Annotated in this window: 24 protein-coding genes; 10 read left to right on the forward strand and 14 right to left on the reverse strand. The window is 64.1% G+C overall.

Annotated features, from left to right (window positions below; genetic code table 11):
- Nucleotides 1-54 precede the first annotated feature (54 nt).
- The 4 genes from ABFX19_RS00295 to ABFX19_RS00310 all read left to right on the forward strand — a co-directional run bounded on the left by ABFX19_RS00295 (nucleotide 55) and on the right by ABFX19_RS00310 (nucleotide 3,744).
- The gene (locus ABFX19_RS00295; protein WP_346027104.1) at nucleotides 55-741 is read left to right on the forward strand and encodes a 3'-5' exonuclease; all 687 of its coding nucleotides are present in this window, start codon (nucleotides 55-57) and stop codon (nucleotides 739-741) included.
- Nucleotides 742-1,045: 304 nt separating this feature from the next.
- The gene (locus ABFX19_RS00300; RefSeq protein WP_277357613.1) at nucleotides 1,046-2,026 is read left to right on the forward strand and encodes a methionine ABC transporter ATP-binding protein; all 981 of its coding nucleotides are present in this window, start codon (nucleotides 1,046-1,048) and stop codon (nucleotides 2,024-2,026) included.
- Complete coding sequence (locus tag ABFX19_RS00305; protein WP_346027105.1) at nucleotides 2,023-2,775, forward strand: methionine ABC transporter permease; 753 nt, start codon at nucleotides 2,023-2,025, stop codon at nucleotides 2,773-2,775. Before ABFX19_RS00300 ends, ABFX19_RS00305 begins: the two co-directional genes overlap by 4 nt.
- A 123-nt stretch (nucleotides 2,776-2,898) precedes the next feature.
- The gene (locus ABFX19_RS00310) at nucleotides 2,899-3,744 is read left to right on the forward strand and encodes a MetQ/NlpA family ABC transporter substrate-binding protein (protein WP_277357615.1); all 846 of its coding nucleotides are present in this window, start codon (nucleotides 2,899-2,901) and stop codon (nucleotides 3,742-3,744) included.
- A gap of 97 nt (nucleotides 3,745-3,841) precedes the next feature.
- On the opposite strand, the gene hemL is transcribed toward ABFX19_RS00310, so the two are convergent.
- The 8 genes from hemL to hemE all read right to left on the reverse strand — a co-directional run bounded on the left by hemL (nucleotide 3,842) and on the right by hemE (nucleotide 12,516).
- Nucleotides 3,842-5,164, reverse strand: coding sequence for a glutamate-1-semialdehyde 2,1-aminomutase (gene hemL / locus ABFX19_RS00315; RefSeq protein ID WP_346027106.1), 1,323 nt, complete (start codon nucleotides 5,162-5,164; stop codon nucleotides 3,842-3,844).
- Complete coding sequence (hemB, locus tag ABFX19_RS00320; RefSeq protein WP_346027107.1) at nucleotides 5,165-6,148, reverse strand: porphobilinogen synthase; 984 nt, start codon at nucleotides 6,146-6,148, stop codon at nucleotides 5,165-5,167.
- Nucleotides 6,149-6,151: 3 nt separating this feature from the next.
- A complete protein-coding gene (locus tag ABFX19_RS00325; RefSeq protein ID WP_346027108.1) occupies nucleotides 6,152-7,048 on the reverse strand; it encodes a uroporphyrinogen-III synthase in 897 nt (298 codons plus the stop codon).
- Entirely contained in the window at nucleotides 7,045-8,001 is a 957-nt protein-coding gene (hemC, locus tag ABFX19_RS00330; RefSeq protein ID WP_346027109.1) for a hydroxymethylbilane synthase, read from the reverse strand. The genes ABFX19_RS00325 and hemC overlap by 4 nt, the downstream gene beginning before the upstream one ends.
- On the reverse strand, nucleotides 7,998-9,200 hold the full coding sequence (locus ABFX19_RS00335; RefSeq protein ID WP_346027110.1) for a ferrochelatase: 1,203 nt from the start codon (nucleotides 9,198-9,200) through the stop codon (nucleotides 7,998-8,000). Before ABFX19_RS00335 ends, hemC begins: the two co-directional genes overlap by 4 nt.
- Nucleotides 9,197-9,922: a hydrogen peroxide-dependent heme synthase gene (gene hemQ, locus ABFX19_RS00340; RefSeq protein ID WP_346027111.1), complete on the reverse strand. Its 726-nt coding sequence runs from the start codon at nucleotides 9,920-9,922 to the stop codon at nucleotides 9,197-9,199. Before hemQ ends, ABFX19_RS00335 begins: the two co-directional genes overlap by 4 nt.
- 87 nt (nucleotides 9,923-10,009) lie before the next feature.
- A complete protein-coding gene (gene hemG / locus ABFX19_RS00345; protein WP_346027112.1) occupies nucleotides 10,010-11,452 on the reverse strand; it encodes a protoporphyrinogen oxidase in 1,443 nt (480 codons plus the stop codon).
- Complete coding sequence (gene hemE / locus ABFX19_RS00350) at nucleotides 11,449-12,516, reverse strand: uroporphyrinogen decarboxylase (RefSeq protein WP_346027113.1); 1,068 nt, start codon at nucleotides 12,514-12,516, stop codon at nucleotides 11,449-11,451. The genes hemG and hemE overlap by 4 nt, the downstream gene beginning before the upstream one ends.
- A 198-nt stretch (nucleotides 12,517-12,714) precedes the next feature.
- Between hemE and ABFX19_RS00355 the strand changes: the two genes are divergently transcribed.
- A complete protein-coding gene (locus ABFX19_RS00355; RefSeq protein ID WP_277357624.1) occupies nucleotides 12,715-14,043 on the forward strand; it encodes a glutamyl-tRNA reductase in 1,329 nt (442 codons plus the stop codon).
- 89 nt (nucleotides 14,044-14,132) lie between these two features.
- Here ABFX19_RS00355 and moeB read toward each other — a convergent pair whose 3' ends face one another.
- The gene (moeB, locus tag ABFX19_RS00360; RefSeq protein ID WP_428830997.1) at nucleotides 14,133-15,323 is read right to left on the reverse strand and encodes a molybdopterin-synthase adenylyltransferase MoeB; all 1,191 of its coding nucleotides are present in this window, start codon (nucleotides 15,321-15,323) and stop codon (nucleotides 14,133-14,135) included.
- Between the two features lie 176 nt (nucleotides 15,324-15,499).
- Between moeB and ABFX19_RS00365 the strand changes: the two genes are divergently transcribed.
- The 3 genes from ABFX19_RS00365 (at nucleotide 15,500) to ABFX19_RS00375 (ending at nucleotide 16,743) form a co-directional block, all read left to right on the forward strand.
- Nucleotides 15,500-16,120, forward strand: a complete 621-nt coding sequence (locus tag ABFX19_RS00365; RefSeq protein ID WP_056549639.1) for a TetR/AcrR family transcriptional regulator — start codon at nucleotides 15,500-15,502, stop codon at nucleotides 16,118-16,120.
- A 77-nt stretch (nucleotides 16,121-16,197) separates the two neighbouring features.
- Complete coding sequence (locus ABFX19_RS00370; protein WP_056549637.1) at nucleotides 16,198-16,422, forward strand: DUF3107 domain-containing protein; 225 nt, start codon at nucleotides 16,198-16,200, stop codon at nucleotides 16,420-16,422.
- Between the two features lie 15 nt (nucleotides 16,423-16,437).
- Nucleotides 16,438-16,743, forward strand: a complete 306-nt coding sequence (locus ABFX19_RS00375; RefSeq protein WP_346027115.1) for a hypothetical protein — start codon at nucleotides 16,438-16,440, stop codon at nucleotides 16,741-16,743.
- A gap of 53 nt (nucleotides 16,744-16,796) precedes the next feature.
- Here the strand turns inward: ABFX19_RS00375 and ABFX19_RS00380 are convergent, their stop codons facing one another.
- Genes ABFX19_RS00380 through thiO form a run of 3 tightly spaced genes read right to left on the reverse strand, consistent with a single transcriptional unit; the run spans nucleotide 16,797 to nucleotide 18,968 of the window.
- Complete coding sequence (locus tag ABFX19_RS00380) at nucleotides 16,797-17,588, reverse strand: thiazole synthase (RefSeq protein ID WP_346027116.1); 792 nt, start codon at nucleotides 17,586-17,588, stop codon at nucleotides 16,797-16,799.
- A gap of 1 nt (nucleotide 17,589) precedes the next feature.
- Nucleotides 17,590-17,838 (reverse strand): sulfur carrier protein ThiS, encoded by a 249-nt coding sequence (gene thiS, locus ABFX19_RS00385; RefSeq protein WP_346027117.1) that lies wholly within the window; start codon nucleotides 17,836-17,838, stop codon nucleotides 17,590-17,592.
- A complete protein-coding gene (thiO, locus tag ABFX19_RS00390) occupies nucleotides 17,835-18,968 on the reverse strand; it encodes a glycine oxidase ThiO (RefSeq protein ID WP_346027118.1) in 1,134 nt (377 codons plus the stop codon). Before thiO ends, thiS begins: the two co-directional genes overlap by 4 nt.
- Before the next feature lie 147 nt (nucleotides 18,969-19,115).
- Here thiO and thiE point away from each other — a divergent pair, with 147 nt between their 5' ends.
- Complete coding sequence (thiE, locus tag ABFX19_RS00395; RefSeq protein ID WP_277357630.1) at nucleotides 19,116-19,766, forward strand: thiamine phosphate synthase; 651 nt, start codon at nucleotides 19,116-19,118, stop codon at nucleotides 19,764-19,766.
- 82 nt (nucleotides 19,767-19,848) lie between these two features.
- Here the strand turns inward: thiE and ABFX19_RS00400 are convergent, their stop codons facing one another.
- Together ABFX19_RS00400 and ABFX19_RS00405 are read right to left on the reverse strand one after the other, a co-directional pair.
- Entirely contained in the window at nucleotides 19,849-21,324 is a 1,476-nt protein-coding gene (locus ABFX19_RS00400) for an HNH endonuclease signature motif containing protein (RefSeq protein ID WP_346027119.1), read from the reverse strand.
- Between the two features lie 136 nt (nucleotides 21,325-21,460).
- Nucleotides 21,461-22,186 carry a ferritin-like fold-containing protein gene (locus ABFX19_RS00405; protein ID WP_346027120.1) on the reverse strand — a complete coding sequence of 242 codons (726 nt, stop codon included), beginning with the start codon at nucleotides 22,184-22,186 and terminating at the stop codon, nucleotides 21,461-21,463.
- Between the two features lie 68 nt (nucleotides 22,187-22,254).
- Here ABFX19_RS00405 and ABFX19_RS00410 point away from each other — a divergent pair, with 68 nt between their 5' ends.
- Nucleotides 22,255-23,769: an RNB domain-containing ribonuclease gene (locus ABFX19_RS00410; RefSeq protein WP_346027121.1), complete on the forward strand. Its 1,515-nt coding sequence runs from the start codon at nucleotides 22,255-22,257 to the stop codon at nucleotides 23,767-23,769.
- Nucleotides 23,770-23,825 lie beyond the last annotated feature (56 nt).

Consider the following 23,825-nt stretch of genomic DNA (forward strand, 5'->3'; position numbering starts at 1 on the left):
TGCCGACGAACAGCAGAAACGGAAATGTCAGAGCCCCCGGATAGCGTCGGAGCCATGAACAGCTGGCACATGTGTCCCCGGGCGGCCTTCGATCTTGAAACAACCGGCCGCGATCCCCTCACCGCACGTATCGTGACGGCCTCGATCATCCTCGTCGATGGCCGCGGCGAGGTTCAGGAGCATCATGAGTGGCTGGCCGATCCCGGGGTGGACATTCCACCCGAGGCCACTGCCGTCCATGGCATTGCCAACCAGACGGCGCAAGCGTACGGGTCCCCTGCCTCCCGCGTAGTGAGCCAGATTGCAGCCGTCCTCCTCGGGTTCTTCCGGGACCGAATTCCGGTGCTTGCTTTCAACGCGCGCTATGACTTCACGGTCCTCGCACGTGAGGGTGTGCGCCATGGTGTTGGAACACCCAACCCGTTTCCGGTGCTGGACCCGTACGTGATGGACAAGCACGCAGACCGCTTCCGGCCGGGAAAAAGAACTCTCACCGCCATGTGCGCGCATTACGGCGTCCCGTTGGAGAACGCGCATACTTCATCCGCCGATGTCCTGGCGACTCTCGGCGTGGCCGCGGTCCTGGCGGAGCGGTTCCCGCACCTGCGCAAACCTGCCTCGGAGCTGCATGAGTTCCAGATGACCTGGGCGCTCCGGCAGGCCGAAAGTTTCCAGGAATACCTCCGCCGCAGCAATCCGGATGCAGTGGTGGAGGGCCAGTGGCCGGCGATCGCCTCGTGAGTGCAAACGGAATACCGGCGCCCAGGCTGACTCAGCCACCACCTAGAAGCCGCACAATCTTCGACGAAACGGGCATAAATTACGACAACAATGCCTTATCAGTGATCCTCAGCACTAAATTTCAGCCGGATCTTTCACACGTGCCAGAATTGCAGAGCATCGATGCGCGCCTGCCACGGCCGGTTCCCCGGCGGCCCCGGCTGCCGCTTCCTCCCGAACGGCGCGCTGACAATACTTCTTCCCTGCTCGCCGGAGCAGGGGATCCGCAGCCGATCCTGCGGAGCCCCACACAGCATGAGGACCAATGATTACAGTCACCAACCTGCGCAAAACCTACCGCCAGGGCGAGCGAACCATCACGGCTCTGGACGATGTCACCCTTTCAGTGCCCAAAGGTTCAATCCACGGCATTGTGGGACACTCGGGCGCAGGCAAATCAACTCTCGTCCGGTGCCTGACCCTTCTTGACCGCCCTTCGTCCGGCTCAGTCGTCATTGACGGCCGGGACCTTACGCGCGTCAAGGATTCCGAAGTCCGGACAGCCAGGCGTCGTATCGGCATGGTCTTCCAGCATGCCAACCTCATGGACTCGAGGACGGCCTCCCAGAATGTTGCACATCCCCTGGAGCTGGTGAAGACCCCAAAGGGGGAGATCGCCCGGAAGGTCGGCGAATTGCTCTCCCTGGTCGGCCTCGCAGAATTCGCAGACGCCTACCCCTCCCAGCTCTCCGGCGGCCAAAAGCAGCGCGTAGGAATCGCCCGGGCGCTGGCTTCGGATCCGGACGTGCTGCTGTGCGACGAGCCCACCTCGGCGCTCGACCCCGCCACCACTGAGGACATCCTCACGCTCATTCGCAACCTCACCCACACGCTGAACCTGACGGTCCTGGTCATCACGCATGAGATGCACGTGGTGAAGCGGATCTGCGATTCGGTGTCCCTGCTTGAGCGCGGCCGCATCATCGAGCACGGTCCCCTTCAGGACGTTGTCGGTAACCGCACCGGTTCCCTGGGCAAATCCCTGATGCCGCTGCCCTCCACCGCCGTGAATCAGTCTCTACCCGAGCTGGACCTGTTGCTGGTCGGAAGGAGCGCTTCAGCGCCGGTCCTCTCCGAACTGACCCGGCGCTTTGATGCCAGTGTGAACGTCATCGCAGGAACGGTGGAGACACTCGCAGGCTCCCGTTTCGGCAGGCTACGCGTTGAAGTTGATTCCCCGAGGCCTATCAGCGAAATCACCGCCTATCTCGAAGACGCCGGCGTGCACGTGGAGGTTGCGGCATGAATTTCCTCGACAATCTTTTCGAGAACCCTGGAATTACAGAAGCGCTGCCGGAGGAGTTCCTCGCGACTCTCCAAATGATCGGTATCTCGGGATTTTTCACGCTGCTGATCGGACTTCCGCTCGGTGTTTTTCTGCATACCAGCAGCCCGGGAGGCCTGCGTCCCATGCCGGTGACAAACCGCGTTGTGAGCGATGTGGTTGTGAACATCACGCGGTCAATTCCCTTCGCGATCCTCATGGTGTCCCTGATTCCGCTGGCCCGGTTCCTGACCGGATCCTCGATCGGTCCCGTTGCTGCGTCAGTATCGCTGAGTATCGGAGCCATCCCGTTCTTTGCCCGTCTTGTGGAGACGAGCCTGCGTGACGTCACGCCAGGCAAGATTGACGCCGCCCTTGTCATGGGTTCCACCCGTCTCCAGGTGATCACCAAGGTCATGATCGCCGAGGCCCTTCCGTCCTTGATTGCTGCATTCACGACAACCCTCGTCACTCTCGTGGGGTACTCGGCCATGGCAGGAATCATCGGTGGCGGAGGCCTGGGCAGACTGGCCTACAACTATGGCCTGCAACGGTTCGACACCACAGTGATGGTGGTCATTATCGTGATCATTGTCGCGATTGTGCAGATCATTCAGTTCATCGGGGACCGGCTTGCCCAGCGGGCGGACCACCGAACAGCGGCCACGGCCGGTGCCCGCCGCAGCAGACAGGCCCGTCGCGCAGAAGCCGCAAACGTCGTCGGAGTCTGACACTGACCCACAACTTGCCGCGCTTTTCAGGCGCGGCCGACGACGGCCGGTAGCCGCCAGCCGTCTTGAACCCGGCGCCCGGATAACCCCGGCCGCCGGTACTACGAAAGGAACGCACTGAACATGCGTAAGCAGTTTTCGCTGGCAGCCGCCGGACTGGCCGCTCTTCTTGCCCTCTCAGCGTGCGGAGCGGGCGACAGCGCTCCGGCCGCCGCCGTCGAAACCCTCGATCCCGCCAGCCCGGCTACGGTTACCGTAGGCGCGAGCCCGGTACCCCACGCCCAGATTCTGGAGTTCGTACGTGACAACCTGGCCGAAGGCAGCGGCATTGAGCTCGAGATCCAGGAGTTCGACGACTACACCACTCCCAACATCGCGCTGAGCGAAGGCGACCTGGATGCCAACTACTTCCAGCACCTGCCCTACTTCGAGAGCCAGGTCGAGAGCCAGGGCTATGAGTTCGCCCATGGTGAGGGCGTGCACATCGAGCCCTACGCTGCCTTCTCCGAAAAGCACAACGACGTCTCGGCTATCCCCGACGGGGGTCGCGTAGCCATCACCAATGACCCCTCCAACCAGGCGCGCGCCCTCACGCTCCTGCAGGAAGCCGGCCTGCTGGAGAACATCGAAGCAGAGGCCTCCGTCCTGTCGCTGACCGAGGAGCAGAATCCCAAGGGTCTCGAGTTCATCGAGAATCAGCCGGAGTTGCTGCTCAATGATCTGCAGGATCCGACCGTAGATCTTGCCATCATCAACGGAAACTACATTCTGGACGCCGGTCTCAGCACGGAGAACGCCCTCATTGTGGAGTCCGTCGAAAGCAACCCGTATGCGAACTTCCTCGCCTGGAACACCTCCTCCGAGGGTGATGCACGCATCGCCAAGCTCGAGGAGCTGCTGCACTCCCCCGAGGTCAAGCAGTACATCGAAGAAACCTGGCCGAGCGGTGACGTAGCTCCCGCCTTCTAGGACTTCCCCCGCTTCCACAGATACAGAACAGGAATGGCCGGCGCCCCACTGGGGGCGACCGGCCATTCCTGCGCCCTGGATGAAGACCGCGTGAAAGCTAGACGCCCGGGGGCGTCGCTCCTGCGGCAGCTGCGGCGCGCGCGGCGGCCGGCAGCGCCGACACAATGAGTTCCATCGCGGCGTCGTCGTGGGCCGAGGAAAGGAACCACGCTTCGAACACCGACGGCGGGAGGTAGACGCCGGATTCAAGCATGGAGTGGAAGAACGGCGCATACCGGAACGTTTCCTGCGCCTGGGCGTCGGCGTAGTTCACCACGCCGCGCTCGGACGTCCCAAAGGCGATGCTGAACAGGTTCCCGGCACGCTGGACTGAATGGTCGACGCCGGCCCGGGACAGTTCCTCCGATACCGCGGCGGAGAGCTCCAGGGAGCGGGCGTCGATGTGCCGGTAGACCTCGTCGGTTGCGTGGGTCAACTGGGCAACTCCTGCCGCCATGGCCAGCGGGTTCCCGGAGAGTGTGCCCGCCTGATAGACCGGTCCCAGCGGCGCCAGGTATTCCAGGACGTCCGCTCGGCCACCGAGCGCAGCGGCAGGAAGCCCGCCACCGATCACCTTGCCGAATGTCAGCAGGTCCGGGGACCACCCCTCGCCCTCGCCGACAAGGCCCCAGTAGCCGCCTGGACCCACTCGGAAGCCCGTGAGGACCTCGTCCATGATGAAGAGCGCACCGTACTCTGCGGTGATCCTGGACAGCGCCGCATTGAAGCCGGGGGCGGGTTCGACTACGCCCATGTTGGCCGGGGCAGCTTCGGTGATGACCGCCGCGATGGAAGCTCCGTGCTCGGCAAAAGCGGCTTCCACCGCCTCAACATCGTTGTACGGCAGCACAAGCGTCTCGGCTGCAGTCGCGTCCGTCACGCCGGCGGATCCCGGGAGTGCCAGTGTCGCAACCCCCGACCCGGCGGCCGCGAGCAGCCCGTCCAGGTGACCGTGATAACAGCCGGCAAACTTCACAATGAGGTTGCGGCCCGTGAACCCGCGCGCCAGGCGGACCGCGGTCATGGTCGCTTCAGTGCCGGTGGAAACCATACGGATGCGTTCGACGGCGGACACCCGGTCCCGCACCAGCTGCGCCAATTCGGCTTCAGCCGGCGTGGACGCGCCGAAGGACAGCCCGCGATCAGCCGCCTGATGGACTGCGTCCAACACCGCGGCATGGGCATGCCCGAGCAGCGCCGGCCCCCAGGAGCACACCAGGTCAACGTACCGGCGGTCGTCGGCGTCAGTCACGTATGGACCCTGTGCCGACACGAGGAAGCGGGGAGTGCCGCCCACGGAGCCGAAGGCCCGCACCGGCGAATTCACCCCGCCGGGCATGAGCGTCTGTGCCCGCGCGAAGAGATCCTCGGAGTGTGTCATTTACTTGCTCTCCTTCAGCCAGGTGGCGAGCTCGGTGGCCCAGTACGTGAGGATGATCTGCGCTCCCGCACGCTTGATACCGAGCACTGACTCCTCAATGGAACGACGACGGTCAATCCAGCCGTTCGCGGCAGCAGCCTCGATCATGGCGTATTCGCCCGAGATCTGGTAAGCGGCAACCGGAACCGGCGACATAGCAGCCACGTCCGCGACGATATCGAGGTAGCTCATTGCCGGCTTGACCATCACCATGTCAGCGCCTTCCTCGAGATCCAGTTGCACCTCGTGAAGCGCTTCCCGGCGGTTGGCCGCATCCATCTGGTACGTCCGGCGGTCACCGGTCAGCTGCGAGTCCACAGCCTCCCGGAAAGGACCGTAGAACGCGGAAGCGTACTTGGCCGCATAAGCCAGCACGGAGATCTCCGGATGACCGGCATCATCAAGGGCGCGGCGGATGACACCCACCTGGCCGTCCATCATCCCGGACGGGCCGAGCACGTGCGCGCCCGCGTTGGCCTGGGCAACCGCCATCTGCGCATAGAGTTCCAGCGTTGCGTCATTGTCCACGGCACCGTCGTCCGCCAGCACACCGCAGTGGCCGTGGTCGGTGAACTCATCCAGGCACACATCGCTCATGATGACGAGGGCATCCCCCACTTCAGAGCGGACATCAGCGATGGCGCGGTTGAGGACGCCGTCGGGATCGATTCCCGCGCTCCCTGTCGCGTCACGGTGCGCAGGAATGCCGAAGAGCATGATGCCTCCGATGCCAAGCCCGGCGGCTTCCGCTGCAGCACGCTTCAGGGTGGCCGAGCTGTGTTGAACCACTCCCGGCATCGAACTGATAGGGACGGGCTCGGTCAGTCCTTCACGGATGAATGCCGGCAGAACCAGCTCTGCCGGACTGAGCCGGTTCTCCGCCGTCAGCCGGCGGATTGCCGGGGTGGAGCGCAGCCGGCGGGGCCGGTGTTGAGGGAAGCTCATGCGTTAGTTCCTCTTCCGATGATTGACGACGGCGGTGCTCACCGCATCTGCAATTCCTGCCGGGCTGGGGGCGGATGCTGTTGCGTCGATCCGCATTCCCAGCGCTGACGCGTCCCGCTCCGTGCGGCGCCCGATGGCGACCGTTGCCACGGTGCAGGGCAGCGATTCCATCATGGCATGCAGCCGGGCCGCGATGCTGGGTGACGTGAGAACGACGACGTCGATTCTTCCCTGCCGAAGGTCGCCCAACAATTCCTTTTGCGTGACAGTTCCTGCCGGCTCGCCGGGGTTGGCGTTGACGGTATCGCCGTCGACCGAGTCGCCGGTGTCAGCACCGTCGTTGACGGCACTGACCCGCCGTTCGGCAGCAGCGGGATAACCGACAGTGACGTAGGCGGTGACCGCGTCGATCATCCAGCCGCGGCCGGCCAGGCCTGCCCGCAGCGTGTCGGCGGCAAGATCCGATTGGGGCAGCAGGGCACGAGCCGGCTGCGCAGGCAGTTCTGCCAGAAGCCCTTCAGCAGATTGGTCCTGCTCTGGGGTCAGCTGAACGTTCACTCCGAGTTCCGCGAGCGCAGCACCGGTAGCGGCTCCAACGGCGGCTACCTTTACGGAACCGATGAGCGATGACAGGGAAACCCGCCGAACGCGTGCCCGCTGCGCTAGAACGCGCACGGTTGTAACGCTCGTGAGCACCAGCCAATCGTAGGAATCTGCAGCATCCAGGAACCGGTCCAACTCAGCGGTATCTGCGGGAAGTTCCCAGTCGATCAGCGGAACCAACAGCGTCTTTGCGCCACGCCGGGTCAGTTCCGCTGCCATTGCGGCACCCCGATCCGCACTCCGGAGCAGCGCGACGGTCAGTCCTGACAGATCACCGTTAGTGCGACCGACGGTCATAGATCCGCGCTGAGCCCGGCAATTTCCGCCGCACCGTTCGCGAGCAGTTCTTCGGCCAGCACGACGCCGGCGCTGGTTGCTCCACCCACTGAAAGGTCCGCGGTGATTTCTGTGCGGCGCAGCAAGCGGCCGCCGTCTGCGCTGCACACCACAGCTTCCAGGGTCAGCACGTCGTCAGTCACTGTGGCATGGGCGCCGATAGGAGCCGTGCATCCGGCTTCGAGCCTGCGCAGAACCGCCCGTTCAGCCGTAACGGCGAGTCGGGTGGGTAAGTGATCATACTGTCGGAGAGCCTGGGCGAAAACGGAGGCACCGGCGTCGTCGGAGCGGCATTCGACAGCCAGTGCGCCCTGCCCCGGCGCGGGCAGCATCAATTCGGTCGCCAGATACTCCGTGATGAGCCCCTGGCGGCCGAGGCGCGTCAGGCCCGCAGCGGCCAGCACCACGGCGTCGAGGTCCCCCGGTCCGCCATCCACCAGGCCGGCGACCCGGGCCAGGCGGGTATCCACATTGCCGCGGATATCGATGATGGAAAGGTCAGGACGGGCAGCCCTGAGCTGTGCAGCGCGTCGCGGAGAACCGGTCCCTACACTGGAGCCTTCGGGCAGCCCGGCCAGTGTCAGTCCGTCGCGGGCGCACAGTGCATCCCGGATATCGGCGCGTTCGGGGACAGCCGCAACGGTAAGGCCTTCGGCTTCCCCTGTCGGTAGATCCTTGAGGGAATGGACCGCGACGTCGCAGTTGTCATCCAGCAGTGCCTCGCGAAGGGCTGCCACAAAGACACCGGTGCCGCCGATCTGGGACAGTGACGCACGGTTGACGTCGCCGGTGGTGCTCACGCGCACGAGCTCGTAGCCGAATTCGCCCAGAGCTGCGAGCGATTCCGCCACCGTCGTGGTCTGCGTCAGCGCGAGCGCACTGGCACGGGTTCCTACCCGCACGGCCGGGGTCATGCCTGTTCTGCTCCCGGGAGCCCGACGGTGGAATCGGCACCGGCTACAGTGGGCTTCTCTCCCCTGCGGTTTGCGCAGCAGTTGGGCCTGCAGACGTCATACCAGGGACCAAGGTCCGTGGTGGAGGGCCGCTCGATGATGGTGTTGTCCGCGGTGCGCTCGCTGACCAGGTCAATGAGGCCGCTGACGAATTTCGCATGCGTGCCGGGCGTCGGAACGCGCTCGGCTACCAAACCCAGTTCCGCGCAGGTTTCCATCGCCTCGGTATCAAGGTCCCAGACAACCTCCATGTGGTCACTCACGAATCCCAGCGGCACGATGACAACACCCTTGACACCGGTGGCCGCGAGGTCACCCAGGGCGTCGTTGATGTCCGGCTCCAGCCATGGCACGTGCGGTGCCCCCGATCGCGACTGGTACACGAGCGACCATTCGGAATCTGCCGCCGCCGGCACGCGGTCTAGTACAGCCTGCGCAGTGGCAAGGTGCTGGGCAACGTAGGCGCCCTCATCGAGGACCGGCCCGCCGGCTTCGTTCCGGGGGCCGGCGGCTTCGGCGTCAGCGGTGGGAATGGAGTGGGTGGCGAACATGATATGCACCGGAGCCCCGGACTCGCCGTCTGCGGCGAGGCGTTCCTGAACGGACTTCAACCCGCGGGTGACTCCCTCGACGAACGGCTCCACAAACCCGGGGTGATCGAAGTACTGGCGGACCTTGTCCACTTCAAGCCGGCCGGCCAGCCCAGTTTGAACCAGCGCCATACCGAGGTCCTCCCGGTACTGCCGGCAGCTGGAGTAGCAGGAGTATGCACTGGTGGTGACGGCCAGGATGCGGCGGTGACCGGCGTCGTACGCTTCCTTCAGGGTGTCCGCAATGAAGGGGGCCCAGTTCCGGTTGCCCCACAGCACCGGCAGGTCAATGCCGCGGCGGGCAAGCTCTGCCTCCATCGCGGCCTTCAGTTCGCGGTTCTGCTGGTTGATCGGACTAATGCCGCCGTTGGCCCGGTAGTGGTGCGAGACCTCTTCCAGACGCTCGTCGGGGATGCCGCGGCCGCGGGTGACGTTGCGGAGGAAGGGAATGACATCATCCTGGCCTTCGGGGCCGCCAAAGGACGCAAGCACGATCGCGTCGTAATTCTTCGGTGCCATCCGTCCGTTTTCATCGACGCCGTCAAGTGGATTGAACGTGGACGTGCTCATCGGAGTACCTCTGCTACTTCCCGGGCGTTGATCCGCCGGCCCGTGTAGAACGGAACTTCTTCGCGGACATGCCGCCGGGCTTCGGTTTCCCGCAAGTGGCGCATGAGATCCACCAGATCCACGAGCTCGGGAGCTTCCAGGGCCAGAATCCATTCCCAGTCGCCAAGGGCAAACGAGGACACCGTGTTAGAGAGCACCTGGGGGAACTTGCGCCCCTTCATGCCGTGGTCGTAGAGCATTTCGCGGCGTTCCTCGCTGGGAAGGATGTACCAGTCATAGGACCGCACAAAGGGATAGACACAGACCCATTCCGCCGGCGCCACTCCGCGGGCAAACGCGGGCGAATGGCTCTTGGAGAACTCGGCATCACGGTGTACGCCCATGGCGGACCACGCGATGTCTGCACCGGCGAGGGTTGCCGTCCGACGGAGGGTACGGACGGCGCTCTGGAGATCCTCCGCCTGGGAACCGTGGAGCCAGATCATGATGTCTGCGTCTGCACGCATGGCGGAGACGTCATAGAAGCCGCGGACGCTGACGCCTGCTGCCTCGAGTTCGGAAGTGGCAGTTTCGAGCGCTGCGCCGTTGTCCGGAGCCCCGGCCGACCGTTTGAAGACTGTCCAGAGCGTGTAGAACTGATCCGTTCCAGTGTCCTCACCGCTCTGCGACGTGTGGCTGGCGGAGGTACTCTGCACGTGGTTATAGCCCGCATTTTCGCTCATGGATCCAGTCTGCTCCTGTCAACAGGCAAATAAAAATTAGAGAGTTCTACAGTCAGTAGAAGGTTACCAATCTCACAACGCCGGGTGTCAACGATCCACGAGCAGGCGCCTGGCCAGTGCAGCCCCGCGGTCACGGGCATTGTCGATCACCGCTACCAGCCCCGTGCCCGCAAGCCATGCACCGGTGAGTTCAAGCCCGGGCTCAGCGGCTGCCGCAGCGCGAATGCGGGCAACCCGGTCCCGGTGCCCCAGCGTGGCGTGCGGCAGTGCGTTGGTCCAACGCACCACATCCCAGTCGACGACGTCCGCCTGCGTGATCTCGACCCCAAGAAGCGCCGATGCATCCTGTAAGGCGGCCAGATAGAGGTCAGCGTCGGGTTGTTGTGCCGCTTCGTCGTCAACTGCGCCGCGACCGAAGGACAGGCGCAGCACGTGGCTTCCCGGGCCTGCCCGCTCGGCCAACCACAGCCACTTGACGGTGGCGTGAGTCAACGCCTTCGCCCGCATACCGGGCGCATCCCTGGCTACCAGCACGCCCGTCCCGCGCGGCGCCGCATCGAGCTCCGGCACATCAACCACCAGGCTGACCAGAGCCACCGCCGGTACCACAGCCGGACGGTCGTCGGCCAGTCCCGGTACCGTCGGCGTCAGCAGGTCGACGGCGGTGGGACCGTCAGTTGCAACCACCACGGCATCGGTCTGCATAGCGCCGGTCCGGGTGGTCACGGTCCAACCGTTGGCAGTGCGCTGCACGCGCTGCACGCGCTCCGATGCCCGAAGGACTGCGCCGTCACGCTCCAGGCGCTGGGACAGCGCAGACGCCAACTGGTGCATCCCACCCTCAAGACCCGCGACGGCGGTGCCCGCCGGCGCAGCTTTCCGCATGGCGCCCACTGCCGCGCCGAGCGATCCGTGCTTACGCATCATCGCCCGTAATCCGGGGGCGGCCGCGTCGACATCGAGGTCATCAGGATCAGCCGAGAGCACACCACCGACGACGGGAGCCACCAACCGCTTCAGCACCTCCGGCCCCATCCGGGCGCGTACCACCGCACCGAGGCTGAGCTGATCCTGGTTCAGCAGGTTGCCCAGGGGCAACGCACGGTCCAGGCCCGCCCTGAGGCTCGCTGCACGCCCGATCAGCCCGGGCAGCGCAGGATCGCGCACATCCGCGGGTATCCCAAGGATTCCGGATTGTGGCAGCGGGACCGCGGTGGACCCGCTCTCCGCTGACCGCAGGTACAGCCACGCACCGGCCCCATTCGGGGTGCGGATCAAGTTGCCCAGTCCGAGCTCACGCGCCAGAGCCGGCACAGTGTCGGAGCGGGTCGAGAACGACTCCGCACCGGCGTCGAGCGTTAGTCCGGCCAGTTCATGGCTGGCTACGGACCCTCCGAACACCGCAGAGGATTCAAGCACGGTCACGTGCAGACCCGCCACCACCAGTTCCCGCGCAGCGCACAATCCGGCGATCCCGCCTCCGATGATGACGACAGCGGGGCCAGCCTCGACCTGCTTCCCTCGGCTCATCGGCTCGGCGGCACCGAATGAATGAGTGAAACTACCCTGGTCAACACCTCGGGGTCAGCATCGGGCGGAACGCCGTGCCCGAGGTTGACCACGTGACCGGGAGCAGACGATCCCGCTTCCAGCACTGCCCGTACGTGCGCTTCGAGTACCTCCCACGGTGCCGAGAGGAGAGCTGGATCGATGTTGCCCTGCAGCGCGACCGTTCCGCCGAGTCTCCTGTTGGCTTCGTCGAGCGGAAGGCGGTAGTCCACTCCCACCACATCGACGCCGACATCCCGCATGGCCACCAGGAGCTCCGAGGTGCCCGTTCCGAAATGCACGAGCGGTGCTCCGAGGTCACGGATATGATCGAGCGCACGGGATGACGCCGGCGCAACGTGCTCTACGTAGTCGTCTAGCCCCAGCGATCCGGCCCACGAATCGAACAGCTGACCGGCACTGGCGCCGGCTTCCAGCTGCGCCCGCAGGAACAGGCCGGAGGCGTCTGCCGCCCACTCGGTGAGTGCCCGCCAGGCATCGGGATCCGCGTGCATCATGGTGCGGGGACCCAGGTGATCGCGGGACGGCCTGCCCTCGACCATATAGGCAGCGAGCGTGAATGGAGCGCCTGCAAAGCCGATCAGCGGCGTGCTTCCCAGTTCAGCGACGGTACGGGCCACCGCCTCCCGGATCGGATTCAGTGCCCGGTCCGTCAGTTCAGGTAACGCTGCGATGTCCGCCGCGTTGCGGATGGGGCTTCCCAGAACGGGGCCAACACCGGGCACAATGTCCACGTCCACGCCCGCGAGCTTGAGCGGGATCACGATGTCGGAGAAGAAGATGGCGGCGTCGACGTCATGGCGCCGCACAGGCTGCAGGGTGATCTCGGCGGCCATGGCGGGATCAAGGCAGGCGTCAAGCATGGCTGTGCCCTCCCGCAGCGCGCGGTACTCCGGCAACGAGCGTCCCGCCTGCCGCATGAACCAGACGGGTCTGCGGGACGGTGTCCGGCCGAGGTAGGACTGGATAAGCGGAGACTCCGACGTCGTTCCGTCCGTCAGGGGGTGCGTTGCGCTGAGGGTCATGGGTCGATTCTGCCGAAGTTCGACCCGCTTGGATAACCGCGTTCCTCGCTGGTGGTCGAAATCACCTTCCTGCAGGGACGAACCGAAGCGGCCATCCGCCTTCACTTCCGCTCAAGGGCGCGGATTCCGACGCTGTAAGGACCTTGGTGAGTTAGGCAACCCTATTAGGGTCCCGATGCCCGTCTTGGCTATGCTGGAATGGCTGTGAATTACTTTTCCTTGGTCGCGACCCACTCGGATATCGACCTGGAGACGGTCGCCCGGCTGAGCGTCGGGGCCGCCCAGGTTGCTTCATCCGCGCTTCAAGACAGCCCGGCGCTTGCCGGCGCGGTATCGCTTGCCACCTGTAACCGCTTTGAAATCTACGGCGAGGCCACCTCTGACGCGGATATCGAGGCAGCCCGCTCATCGCTTATTGCAGCAATCAGTGACACCTCCGGGTTGCCGAAGAGCAAGGTCTCCGGATCATTCACCACCCTCACCGGGCAGGATGTACCGCGCCACCTCTTCAGCGTGAGCGCAGGGCTGGATTCCGCCGTCGTCGGCGAACGGGAAATAGCTGGCCAGGTGCGTCGTGCGCTCGTCGAGTCCCAAAGCACGGGAACCGCCAGCGGCGGTCTTGTGCGGCTCTTCCAGGCAGCCTCCCGTACTGCCCGTGATGTCGGGGCGCAAACCGCCCTCGGAGCGCGCGGACGCTCCATTGTCTCGGTTGCCCTCGACCTCGCTGCGGACCTCTCAAGTACCCGCGACCTCTCGGAGAAGTCAGTGGTTGTCTTTGGTACCGGCGCCTACGCGGGAGCTACCATGGCACTCCTCCGCGAACGCGGCTGCACAGATGTTTCCGTCTACTCCCCCTCGGGGCGGGCTGAGGGTTTTGTCGCCACGCGCGGCGGAACCGCCCTCTCAGACGAAGCACTGCCCGGTGCGCTCACTCGCGCGGATGTCGTCATAGGCTGCAGCGGCAGTGAACGCCGGGTCAGCGCTGCCGACATGCAGCAACTGAGGGAAGGCGTTGACCGCACCCTCGTGATCGTAGACCTCGCACTGAACCACGACTTCGATCCCGAGGTGGCTTCTGTGCAGAACGTGGAACTCATCACCCTGGAGTCGGTGCGCCTGGCCGCACCTGAAGAACAGGCGGAATCACTTCGCCAGGCCGGTGAGTTGGTGTCCGGTGCGGCCGAGGCCTTCCAGGAACAGGCCGCTTCGCGGTCCGTTGATGCTGCAATCGTGGCCCTTCGCAAGCACACTCAACAGGTGCTCGACGCCGAGATGGCCCGTGTCCGTGCGCAGCACGGATGCACCGCTGCAGCAGAAGAGGTGGAGTTTGCGTTGCGCCGGATGGTCCGCCAACTCCTTCACGTTCCCACGGTTCGTGCGCGGCAGCTCGCCGCGGAGGGACGGCAGGAAGACTACACCTCTGCACTGGAGGCCCTGTACGGGATCGAACCTGAGGACGCCGCTGCACCGCCGCCGGAACAGAGCTGTCCTGTTCACGAGTTGGAAGCCCGCACCGGAACTGTCTGAAGTTTCGGGCGGCAGTACCCCGGTATTGCTCCATACCGTCGGCGTCTCTCGGCACGCGCTTAGCGCTGCTTAGTAGTGGTGTGTACTGCTCAGTACACAGGTTTCTCCGGTTCGACGTCATGGACCCACTGCAGGATTCCGCCCTCCACGTTATAGACTTTGCCCGCACCCTGTTCGCGAAGATGCCGGACGACATTGGCGGAACGGCTGCCGGCTTTGCAGTGGACATACATTTCCCGGGCAGTGTCGAGTTCTGTCTCGCCTGAAAGGATCCGGTTCTGGGGCATTAGAGTGGCTCCTTCGATGCGGACAATGTCATATTCGCCCGGTTCGCGCACGTCTATCAGGTCGAAGTCACGCCTACCCGCAGCACGTTCCTTCAGCAGTTCCTCCAGTTGTGCGGCGGTAATCGAGGGCAATTCTTCCGGTTCCTGCTCAGTGTTCAGCGTAAGGCCGCAGAACGCTTCATAGTCCGAGAGTTCAGTGATCGGCGCAGCGGAAGGATCTCTGCGTACCCGCAGTTCGCGCCACGTCATGTCGAGTGCATTGAAAATCAGTACCCGTCCCAAAAGCGTTGAACCGATCCCGGTGATCAGCTTGATCGCCTCGTTGACCATCACTGAGCCGATTTGCGCGCACAACACACCGAGCACGCCTCCTTCAGCGCAGGATGGAACTGCACCCGGCGGAGGCGCTTCCGGGTAGAGATCACGATAACTGGGGCCTCCCACCGACGGCTCGGCCCAGAAGACGCTCACCTGACCGTCGAAACGGAGGATGGAGCCCCAGACATAAGGTTTACCGAGGATCTCTGCGGCGTCGCTGACGAGGTAGCGGGTAGCGAAATTATCCGTACCGTCAAGGATCAGGTCATACCCGGAAAAAATTTCGAGGACGTTGCTGTTGTCCAGACGTACCTCGTGCCGGATCACCGCTACGTGCGGATTGAGGTCCACGATGCTTTGCTCGGCCGAGCTCGCTTTAGTCTGGCCGACATTGCCCACCCCGTGAATTACCTGCCGCTGCAGGTTGGAGACGTCGACGACGTCGTCATCCACAATTCCGAGCGTTCCGACTCCGGCCGCGGCAAGATAGAGGATCGCAGGTGAGCCCAGGCCGCCGGCACCAATCACCAGGACCCGCGCGTTCTTGAGGCGCTTTTGGGCTTCAAGTCCGAACTCCGGAAGGATGAGGTGACGTGAATACCGCTCTATCTCTTCCTTGCTGAGCTCGGCAAGGGGTTCCACCAACGGGCCGGGGGAAAGAGTCAAAGGACGCATGCTTCAATGTATGCCCACGGGCTGCCTGTTGCGTAACACTGTTGCGGCGTCCACTGCACGACCCACTCGGATGCCGTCAGGGCCCGTTGCCGCCCGTTGCGCAGTAGACTGGAGAACCCCGCTGCACGGCTGGGGATTCAAGTCCGTATGAGACACACAACCGAAAGCCCAGACACGTGAGTTCAGAGGCACCGGCAAACGGAAAAGCCACCCGGCTGCCGCGGGACGAGCGGCGGCGGCAATTGCTGAGCGCCGCCCATGAGGTGTTCGTCGCGAATGGATACCACGGCGCGGCAATGGATGAGATCGCCGAAGTTGCGCATGTCAGCAAACCGGTGCTGTACCAACACTTTCCCGGGAAAAGGGACTTGTACCTTGCACTGCTGGAAAGCCATCTAGCATCGCTGACCGAACTGCTGGTCGAGGCGTTGCGGTCCACCACGGACAACAAGATGCGCGTGCACGCCACTATGCGCGCATACTTCCAGTTCATCGCGCAGGACAGCCAGGCCCACCGGATCGTCTTCGAATCGGACCTCAATAACGACCCTGATGTCAGCCGCCGCCTTGAAGCATTCAATGCACGCTTCGCTGACGAGATCGCCGGCGTCATCTCAGGAGACACGAGGCTTTCCCATCTGGAGGCAACCCTGCTTGGGCGGGCTATGGCCGGCATGGCGCAGGTCAGCGCCCGATACTGGCTGGAGACGGACGGTAGCCTCGACATCGATGCAGCCAGTGAGCTCGTCTACCGTTTAGCTTGGCGCGGAATTAGTCGGTTCCCCAAAGAAATGTAAGTTACATTTCCCTTAGTTCAGAGGCGCCGGGTGTGCACCTCCGAGAGTCATTTGCTCGTCAACGAAAGGCTTTAGCTGTGGAGATCAAGATCGGCGTTCAGAACGTCAACCGCGAGATTGTGCTCGATTCGAACCAGACGGCAGACGAAGTTGCCGATGTGGTCAGCAAAGCAATGAACGGTGGCGCAGAACTTCGCCTGACCGATTCCAAGGGGCGCCAGGTCATCGTTCCCGCCGGTGTTCTTGGCTACGTCGAGATTGGCGAGAGCGAGTCGCGCCGCATCGGGTTCGGCGCTCTCTAGCCGGAGTGATCCTCCATGGTTTCGGTGATTGTGGTCACCGGCGTCGCCATCTCCATCGGTTTCTTCGCCTGGTTTGCTGACCGGCGACATCATCGATATGGAATGCTGCTGCTTCCCGGGATCTCCCTCAGCTCGGCGCTGATCCTGTGGATCATTCTGCAGTTCGCGGGGTTGGGATACCATCCTGATCTGTTCTGGATGGTCTGGCTCCTACCGCTGGTTGCAGCAACCATCGTGACCGCGTGTGCCGCCTGGCGGTTCGGCCGTCACCGCGAGCAGGCAGACGCAGAGGCCATGACTGCAATTCTCAAGCGGCGCTGATCAGCTGACTTCCGCTAGGCGATTCAGCCAAGAGGCACAGCTAATCGGTGCAGCTAGAGATCAGCGCGGCCATCGTGTGGTGACGAAGCGAGCGCATGCTCACGTTTGGGTATCCTTCCTGCCCGTGACGCCAGACGACCAGCCAGAACAGCGTGCCGAAACGCGGCCGCCATTGCCACGGGGTCCTGGGCGCGGGTTACCGCTGTGGCCAGGAGAACCGCGTCACAGCCCAGCTCCATCGCGAAGGCCGCATCCGACGCCGTGCCGATTCCGGCGTCGAGCACAATGGGGACTCCTGCGCGGGACACGATGAGCTCAATGTTGTGCGGATTCAGGATGCCCAGTCCTGTGCCGATCGGTGCACCCAGCGGCATGACCACGGCTGCACCCAGCTGCTCAAGTCGCAGGGCGAGGACGGGATCGTCGTTCGTGTAGGCAAAGACGGTGAACCCGCGGGACACCAGCGTTTCGGCTGCTTCCACCAATTCCAGGGCGTCCGGCAGCAGGGTGTGCTCGTCGGCGATGACTTCGAGCTTGACCCAGTTGGTTTCCAGTGCCTCCCGGCCAAGCTCAGCAGTCAGAACGGCTTCACGCGCAGTGAAGCATCCGGCGGTGTTCGGCAGGATACGCATCCCTTGCGAGTGCAGGAGCTGGAACAGCGATGCTCCTGTTTCCGGTGTGTAGCGGCGCATTGCGACGGTGGTCAGTTCCGTCCCTGATGCAGCGAGCGCCTCACCGAGTCCCTCCATGCTGGGCGCTCCCCCGGTTCCCATGATCAGCCGGGAGTTCAACGGGATTCCGTCGATTACGAGGGTGTCGGCGCTCAGCGTTGTGCTCGGGTCCATGTCATCCTCCCTGTACGGCAGTAACGAGTTCGATGTCGTCGCCCTCAGTCAGTTCCCAGCCGGACCACTCGCTACGCGGAATGACCGCCGAGTTGACCGCCACGGCCACACCAAGGCGTGACCCGTCAGCCGGTTGCCCGGTAGGTGTCAGATTTCTGCTGGTGAGCTCGGCCACGAGATGCAACAGGTCCAGGGCGAGGGTAGCTGATTGCACCCCGTTCACGGTGACGGTTTTGGCCAATGCGTTCATGCTTGTCCTTCCTCAAAACGATCCGGCCTGTACCGCTCAAGGCCCGGCGGGCACGGTTTGCCCTCCAGCAGGTCCACGCATAGCGCGGCCGCCACCGGCGTCAGCAGTACTCCGTGGCGGAAGAAGCCGGTTGCAATGATCAGTCCGTCAGCTCCGGGGACAATACCGAGCAGCGGCGCGTTGCCCGGCGTACCGGGACGTGCGCGGCACAGCGCTTCCTCTAGTTCAAGCTCAGCAACGGCCGGAACGAGCTGGCGGGCGTCGCGCAGCAGTTGATAGACGCCCCCTGCTGACACGCCGCTGTTGCCGTCCTCGCGCATTGTTGCGCCGAGTACAACGGTTCCATCCGCGCGGGGAACCAGATAGACGGCCGTACCACGCACCAGACCGCGAACGGTGTGGCTGAGCAGCGGCTGCAGTGCAGCGGGTACCCGTAGGCGGAGGATGTCACCGTAGATTGGCCGCAGCGGAAGCCGGCACGGCAGCCCTGCAAGTTGTGCGGCCGCAAGACCGTTCGCAACGACAGTGTGGCGGGCCGGAAGGACGCTGCCGTCTTCAAGGATCGCGCCTGTCACACGACGGCCGTCATAATCAAGGCCGGAGGCTCGTGCCTGGACCAGGCGTCCGCGTTCGCCGAGGGCAGCCAGCAGCGCTGCGGCCAGCTTCCGCGGATCGACCTGGTGGTCGTCCGGCGCGGAGAACGCCGCGGTGGCAGCTGGTCCGATCATTGGCTCCGACCGGCGTGCCTCGCGGAGGGACACCTGTTCAACGGACAGGGAATGGTGGGTCTGTACGTCTCGGAGGTCAGCGAGTGCGGTGCGGTCGGCGCCGTCGATCGCCAGGACCAGGGTGCCGGTTTTGCGGTAGCCGGGATCAATTCCCGTCCAGGCGAGGGAGGAAAGGAAGTCCGGGTAGCGACATGCGGAGTCCACCGTGAGCTCGAGAAGGTGCTCTTCGCGGTAATGCAGTTCGCTGGCCGGGGCGATCATGCCTGCCGCGGCCTGAGTGGCGCCGGTTGCGGGATCCGGGTCCACCAGTGCGACCGAATGCCCCCTGCGGATCGCTTCCCAGGCGATCCCAAGCCCAATGATGCCCCCGCCGATCACAGCGACGTCCACGTGTTTCTCCACCAGGAGTCCTTCCCTACGCCGGCATGATCCGGATCAGGTTCGTTGTTCTCACAACGCGGTCGGCGTCGGACGCCCTCTCAGCCGTGTGGCAGACCGGTGATTCCCGGACGCGGCACGGCTCCCGCAGTACCCCCTTATTGTAGGGGTATGAAACTGAGCGCTGCCCACCTTTACCTGTGCACGGATTCGAGACCACAGCAAAAAGACTTCGACGCTTTCGTTGACGCTGCCTTCGAGGGCGGCGTAGACATCATCCAATTAAGGGACAAGTCCCTGGAAGCCGCACAGGAGCTCGAGCTGCTTTCGGTGCTGCGTGCATCCGCCGTTGCACACGGGAAGCTTTGGTCCGTCAATGACCGCGCAGACATCGCCGCGGTCAGCGGCGCCCCGGTACTGCATGTTGGGCAGCGGGACCTTCCTCCTGCGCTCGCGCAACAATTCCTGCACGACGGCGGCACCATAGGGCTCTCGACGCACTCACCTGCGGAGGTGGCCGGTGCTGCAGCGAACGACGACGTCGGATACTTCTGTACTGGCCCGGTCTGGGCCACGCCGACCAAGCCCGGGCGGACCGCCGTGGGCCTCGAACTGGTGCGCGAAGCTGCGCGGCTGGAGGCGGACCGGGCCCGTGAGGGTTTGGCGTTGAAGCCCTGGTTTGCCATTGGCGGAATCGATCTGCTGAACGTAGAAGAGGTGGTGGCGGCTGGCGCGGCGCGAGTGGTCGTGGTCCGGGCCATTACCGAGGCGGATGATCCGCAGGAAGCGGCGGCGAAGCTCCGGGCACAACTTCCCGCCTAGCTGTAGTCTCCGCAACCGGTGTGTCCCCCACAACCAGCGCCCGCGCCAGCCCGCACCGCCGGCGCCGGGGCGGTGCCGTTGGTCAGGGTGGCTCTGCGTTGGAGCTCGTGCCGGTGTCAGAGCGCGCGAGGTGGTTGTGGATGGCTTGTTCTACTTGCCAGTAGCGGTTGCGTCTGGGTGTTCGTTGCGGGTCGAGGTATTTGGGTGGTGTGAACCAGGGGATTCCGTGGACTGATTCGACTGTCCAATTTCCCTCATGGATCTGGTGGTGGTGTCGGGTGCAGAGCAGCACGCCGTCGCTGATGTTGGTGGTCCCGCCTGCAGCCCAGGGAATGATGTGGTGGGCTTCGCACCAGGTTGCGGGCGTGGTGCAGTCGGGGAACGCGCACCCCTTGTCCCTGGCCACGAGCGCCCGTCGCAGATGCGGTGGGAAGAGACGTTGGGCACGGCTAATGTCCAAGACCTGCCCCTTCCCGCCGAGGACGAGCGGGAGGATGTCGGCGTCGCAGGCGAGTTTGCGGATGCTGCGGGCGCTTATCTGTTGGGCGAAGACCGAATGCCCGTCGTGTCCACCGTGCCCGTCGTGTCCGCTGCTTGTCAGGTCTTTGAGGAGGTCGCGGTAGTTGATGGTGACCATTACCTGGGGTCGGTGTCCTCCGGTCGCTGGAAGACCATCACCTGTTAGCGCGATCCGGCATGCTGAGACGAGTCCGTCGAGCAGGTTCTGTTCACGGGTCGGTTGGCCCGGACTGGTTAGAGCTTCTTTGCCGCGGTCCGTCGTGCCGTCTCCGTCGGTCGTGCGGTCTCCGTTGCCAGTGGTGCTGTGGGTTCTGGGGTTGGTGGCGGTGTTCATGACGGTGATGAGGTGTTCGTATTGTTCGTCGGTGGCGCCGATTTCCATGAAGTGCAGGCCGTGGCGTCTGCCGCGCAGGAACACACCCTGGCGTGCGCGGAGGGTTTTTTCGGTGGGCTCTTGGCCGTCCTGGTCGATGATGTCTTCCCAGCGTTGGGCGAGGGCCCGTAGGACGTCTTCGTCGGACTCGACGGCCTGGCGGACCAGGTGCTCTTCCATGGCATCCAGCTCACGGCCGGTCGCGACAGTGGACACCCGGTGTACGGAGTTGCGGATGATGGTCGCAGCACGGCTGCTGAGCGCACCGACCTTGGTCGCTTCAGCCAGCACACCCAGGGCCGGTACGAGCGCGGCTCCCGGCCCGGGAACCTCGGGCAGGACGTCGTGACCCAGCCGTAACCGGCGGTTCGCTTCGGAGCGGCTGATACCGATTTTCGCCCGCAAATAGTCCGCAGTGTTCTTGTACGGATCTAGGGCGTCAACGGTAGCGAGTTGGTGGTCCTCAGCGGCACGGGCAACCACAGTCTGCAAGTGATCGACCAGGTTGGAGAGCTGCTCGACCTCCACCAGGGTCACCGCGGCCTCCTGCGGGCTAAGCGTCAGGTATGTCGATTCCAGCTGCTGCGCAAAGACCTGTAGGTCCGAACGCATTCCACCCAGGACGGAAGCATCCTCCGGGCGAGGTTCGAGCAGTGCGACGGCCATACCAAAATTTTATCGAACACGTGTACTAACCGCGACCGAAAACCACCAATGTGCAGGACTAGTGGAACAAACTTATCCACATGCCAGTGAAGGAATCGCCAACCGCTGAACACCCCCACGTCGCGGGTAGCTCCACTCAGGCCGTTAGCCCCAACGAACTCATACGGCGCGAATGATTACGGGTGAGTTGCGCAAAGAGTTGGGCAGTCTGCCGTTCATGATCCGCAGAAGAGCCCTTGAACAGGAGCCCGCCCAGGAACTGGCGTTCGATGCCCACGCGTTGTGCCTGGGTCAGCGCCTCCCCCACCAGGCGGCGTCCCCACAGCGCAAGCCGCGAAGCGAGCCGGGGATCGTCGGAAAGAGCTGATTTCAACCGTGGCTGCAGCAGACCTCCCTGCTCGGCGGTTGACTGGATACGGGCAATAATCTCCCGCGTGTCGTCGTCGAGGTGTTCAGCGAGCGCGCTGTAGAAGTCACCGGAGATTGCGTCAATGACGTAGGCCTTCATCAGCGACTCGTACCAGTCAGCCGGGCGGGTCCGCTCGTGGAAGGAGTCGATCGATGCCTGAAAGGGCCGCATTGCCTCTTCAACGTCAACACCGAGGCCCGCAAGGTGCGCGCTGACCATCTCGAAGTGCTCGAATTCCGTCACGGCAAGCCGTCCCAGCGCAGCCCGGTCCCGCAGGGTCGGGGAGAAACGAGCATCCGAGGACAAGCGCTCAAACGCCGAAAGCTCGCCATAAGCCATGACGCCGAACAGGTCGACAACAAACTGATTGAGCGGCCCCAACCCGGTGCCGGCCCTCTCCGCCGGGGATGCTGGCGAAGGGCTCGACGGGGAAGGCGGATGCAAGGCAGTCATGGGAACAAGGGTACCCGCGCGCCGATTCCTTCCGCTGCTCCAGCTGACTGTGTACTACGGTGGGCACTGTGCCGTATTCTCATCTGGATCTGAGCAACCGGGACTCCCAGGTACAGCTCACCGCAGCGCTGGAAAGCCTCCGGCAGGAACTGGAACTGCGCGCCGACTTCCCGCCTGAGGTGTTGGCGGAGGCGAAGGCTGCTGTGGACTCATTCGTACCGCCGGAACGTGACCTCACCGGTCTCGGCTTCATCACAGTCGACCCTCCCGGATCAACCGATCTGGATCAAGCCTTTCACCTGGAGCGCGCCGGATCCGGCTACCGCGTCTGGTACGCCATTGCGGATGTTCCCGCCCTCGTGGCACCGGGCGGTGCGATAGACACGGAAGCCCGCCTTCGCGGCCAGACCATGTACGCACCGGACGGCCGCATCTCCCTCCACCCGGAGAAAATCGCTGAGGACGCAGCCAGCCTGTTGCCGGGCAGGAACCGGTCCGCCTTCGTCTGGGAGTTCGAACTGGACGAGGCCGCACAGGTGGAGTCCGTCGTCGTCGGGCGTGCTGTGGTCAGGAGCCGTGCGCAACTCACCTACGACCAGGTGCAGGAAGACCTCGACTCAGGCGGCGCCGCGGAGAACCTGACCCTCCTGAAGGAGATTGGAACCAAGCGCATCGCACTCGAGAAGGAGCGCGGCGGCGCAAGCCTGAACCTTCCGGAGCAGGAAATCGCGCACGACGGCGAACGCTACTTCATCGTCACGCGCCCGCCCCTTGCGTCTGAAGACTGGAACGCACAGCTTTCGCTGATGACGGGCATGGCGGCCGCCGAAATCATGCTCGAGGGAGGCGTGGGGATACTCCGCACCATGCCGGCCCCTGACGAGACGTCCCTTGCCCGGTTCCGGCACCAGGCCCGCGCGCTCGGGCGCTCCTGGCCCGCGAACGTCCCCTACGGCGAATTCCTGCGCAGCCTCGACACCTCAGATCCGCGCCAGCTTTCACTCATGCATGCTGCTGCGTCACTGTTTCGCGGCGCCGGCTATACATCGTTCGACGGCGCTATTCCCGAGTCAGTTGAGCAGGCGGCGATCGCCGCACCCTATGCCCACACCACCGCACCTCTCAGGCGCCTGGTGGACAGATTTGTCCTGGTGACCTGCGAAGCGCTGTGTGCCGGCAGGGATGTTCCCGACTGGGTTCGGAATGCCCTTCCGGAACTGAATGCTCTGATGTCGTCCTCGAATCAGCTGGCTTCACGACTGGAGAGCGGCGCGATCGCTGCCGTGGAGGCAGCATTGCTGAGCAACCGCGTGGGCGAGGAGTTCGACGCCGTCGTCATCACGGGCTCGAAGCCGTTACCGGACGCGTCGGTCACCGCCAACGGTAACGGCGCGCCGCACGGAGTCATTCAGGTCGCTGACCCTGCGGTCGAGGCACGGTGCGACGGCGTCATGACGGCCGGCGATGAGGTGCGTGTCAGGTTGGTCACCGCTGATATCGCCCGGCGGGAACTGCGCTTTGAACTGGTGCGGAGCGTTCGGCAGGAGGAGTCGCCGTCGGAAAGTGAAAGTGTGGCAGGGTAGACTTGAACGCGTAGTAATGGATGCCCGGTCGTTCTTAAGAACTTAGTTTCAGTTTC

This window comes from Arthrobacter parietis (assembly GCF_039530425.1).
Classification (GTDB): domain Bacteria; phylum Actinomycetota; class Actinomycetes; order Actinomycetales; family Micrococcaceae; genus Arthrobacter_D; species Arthrobacter_D parietis.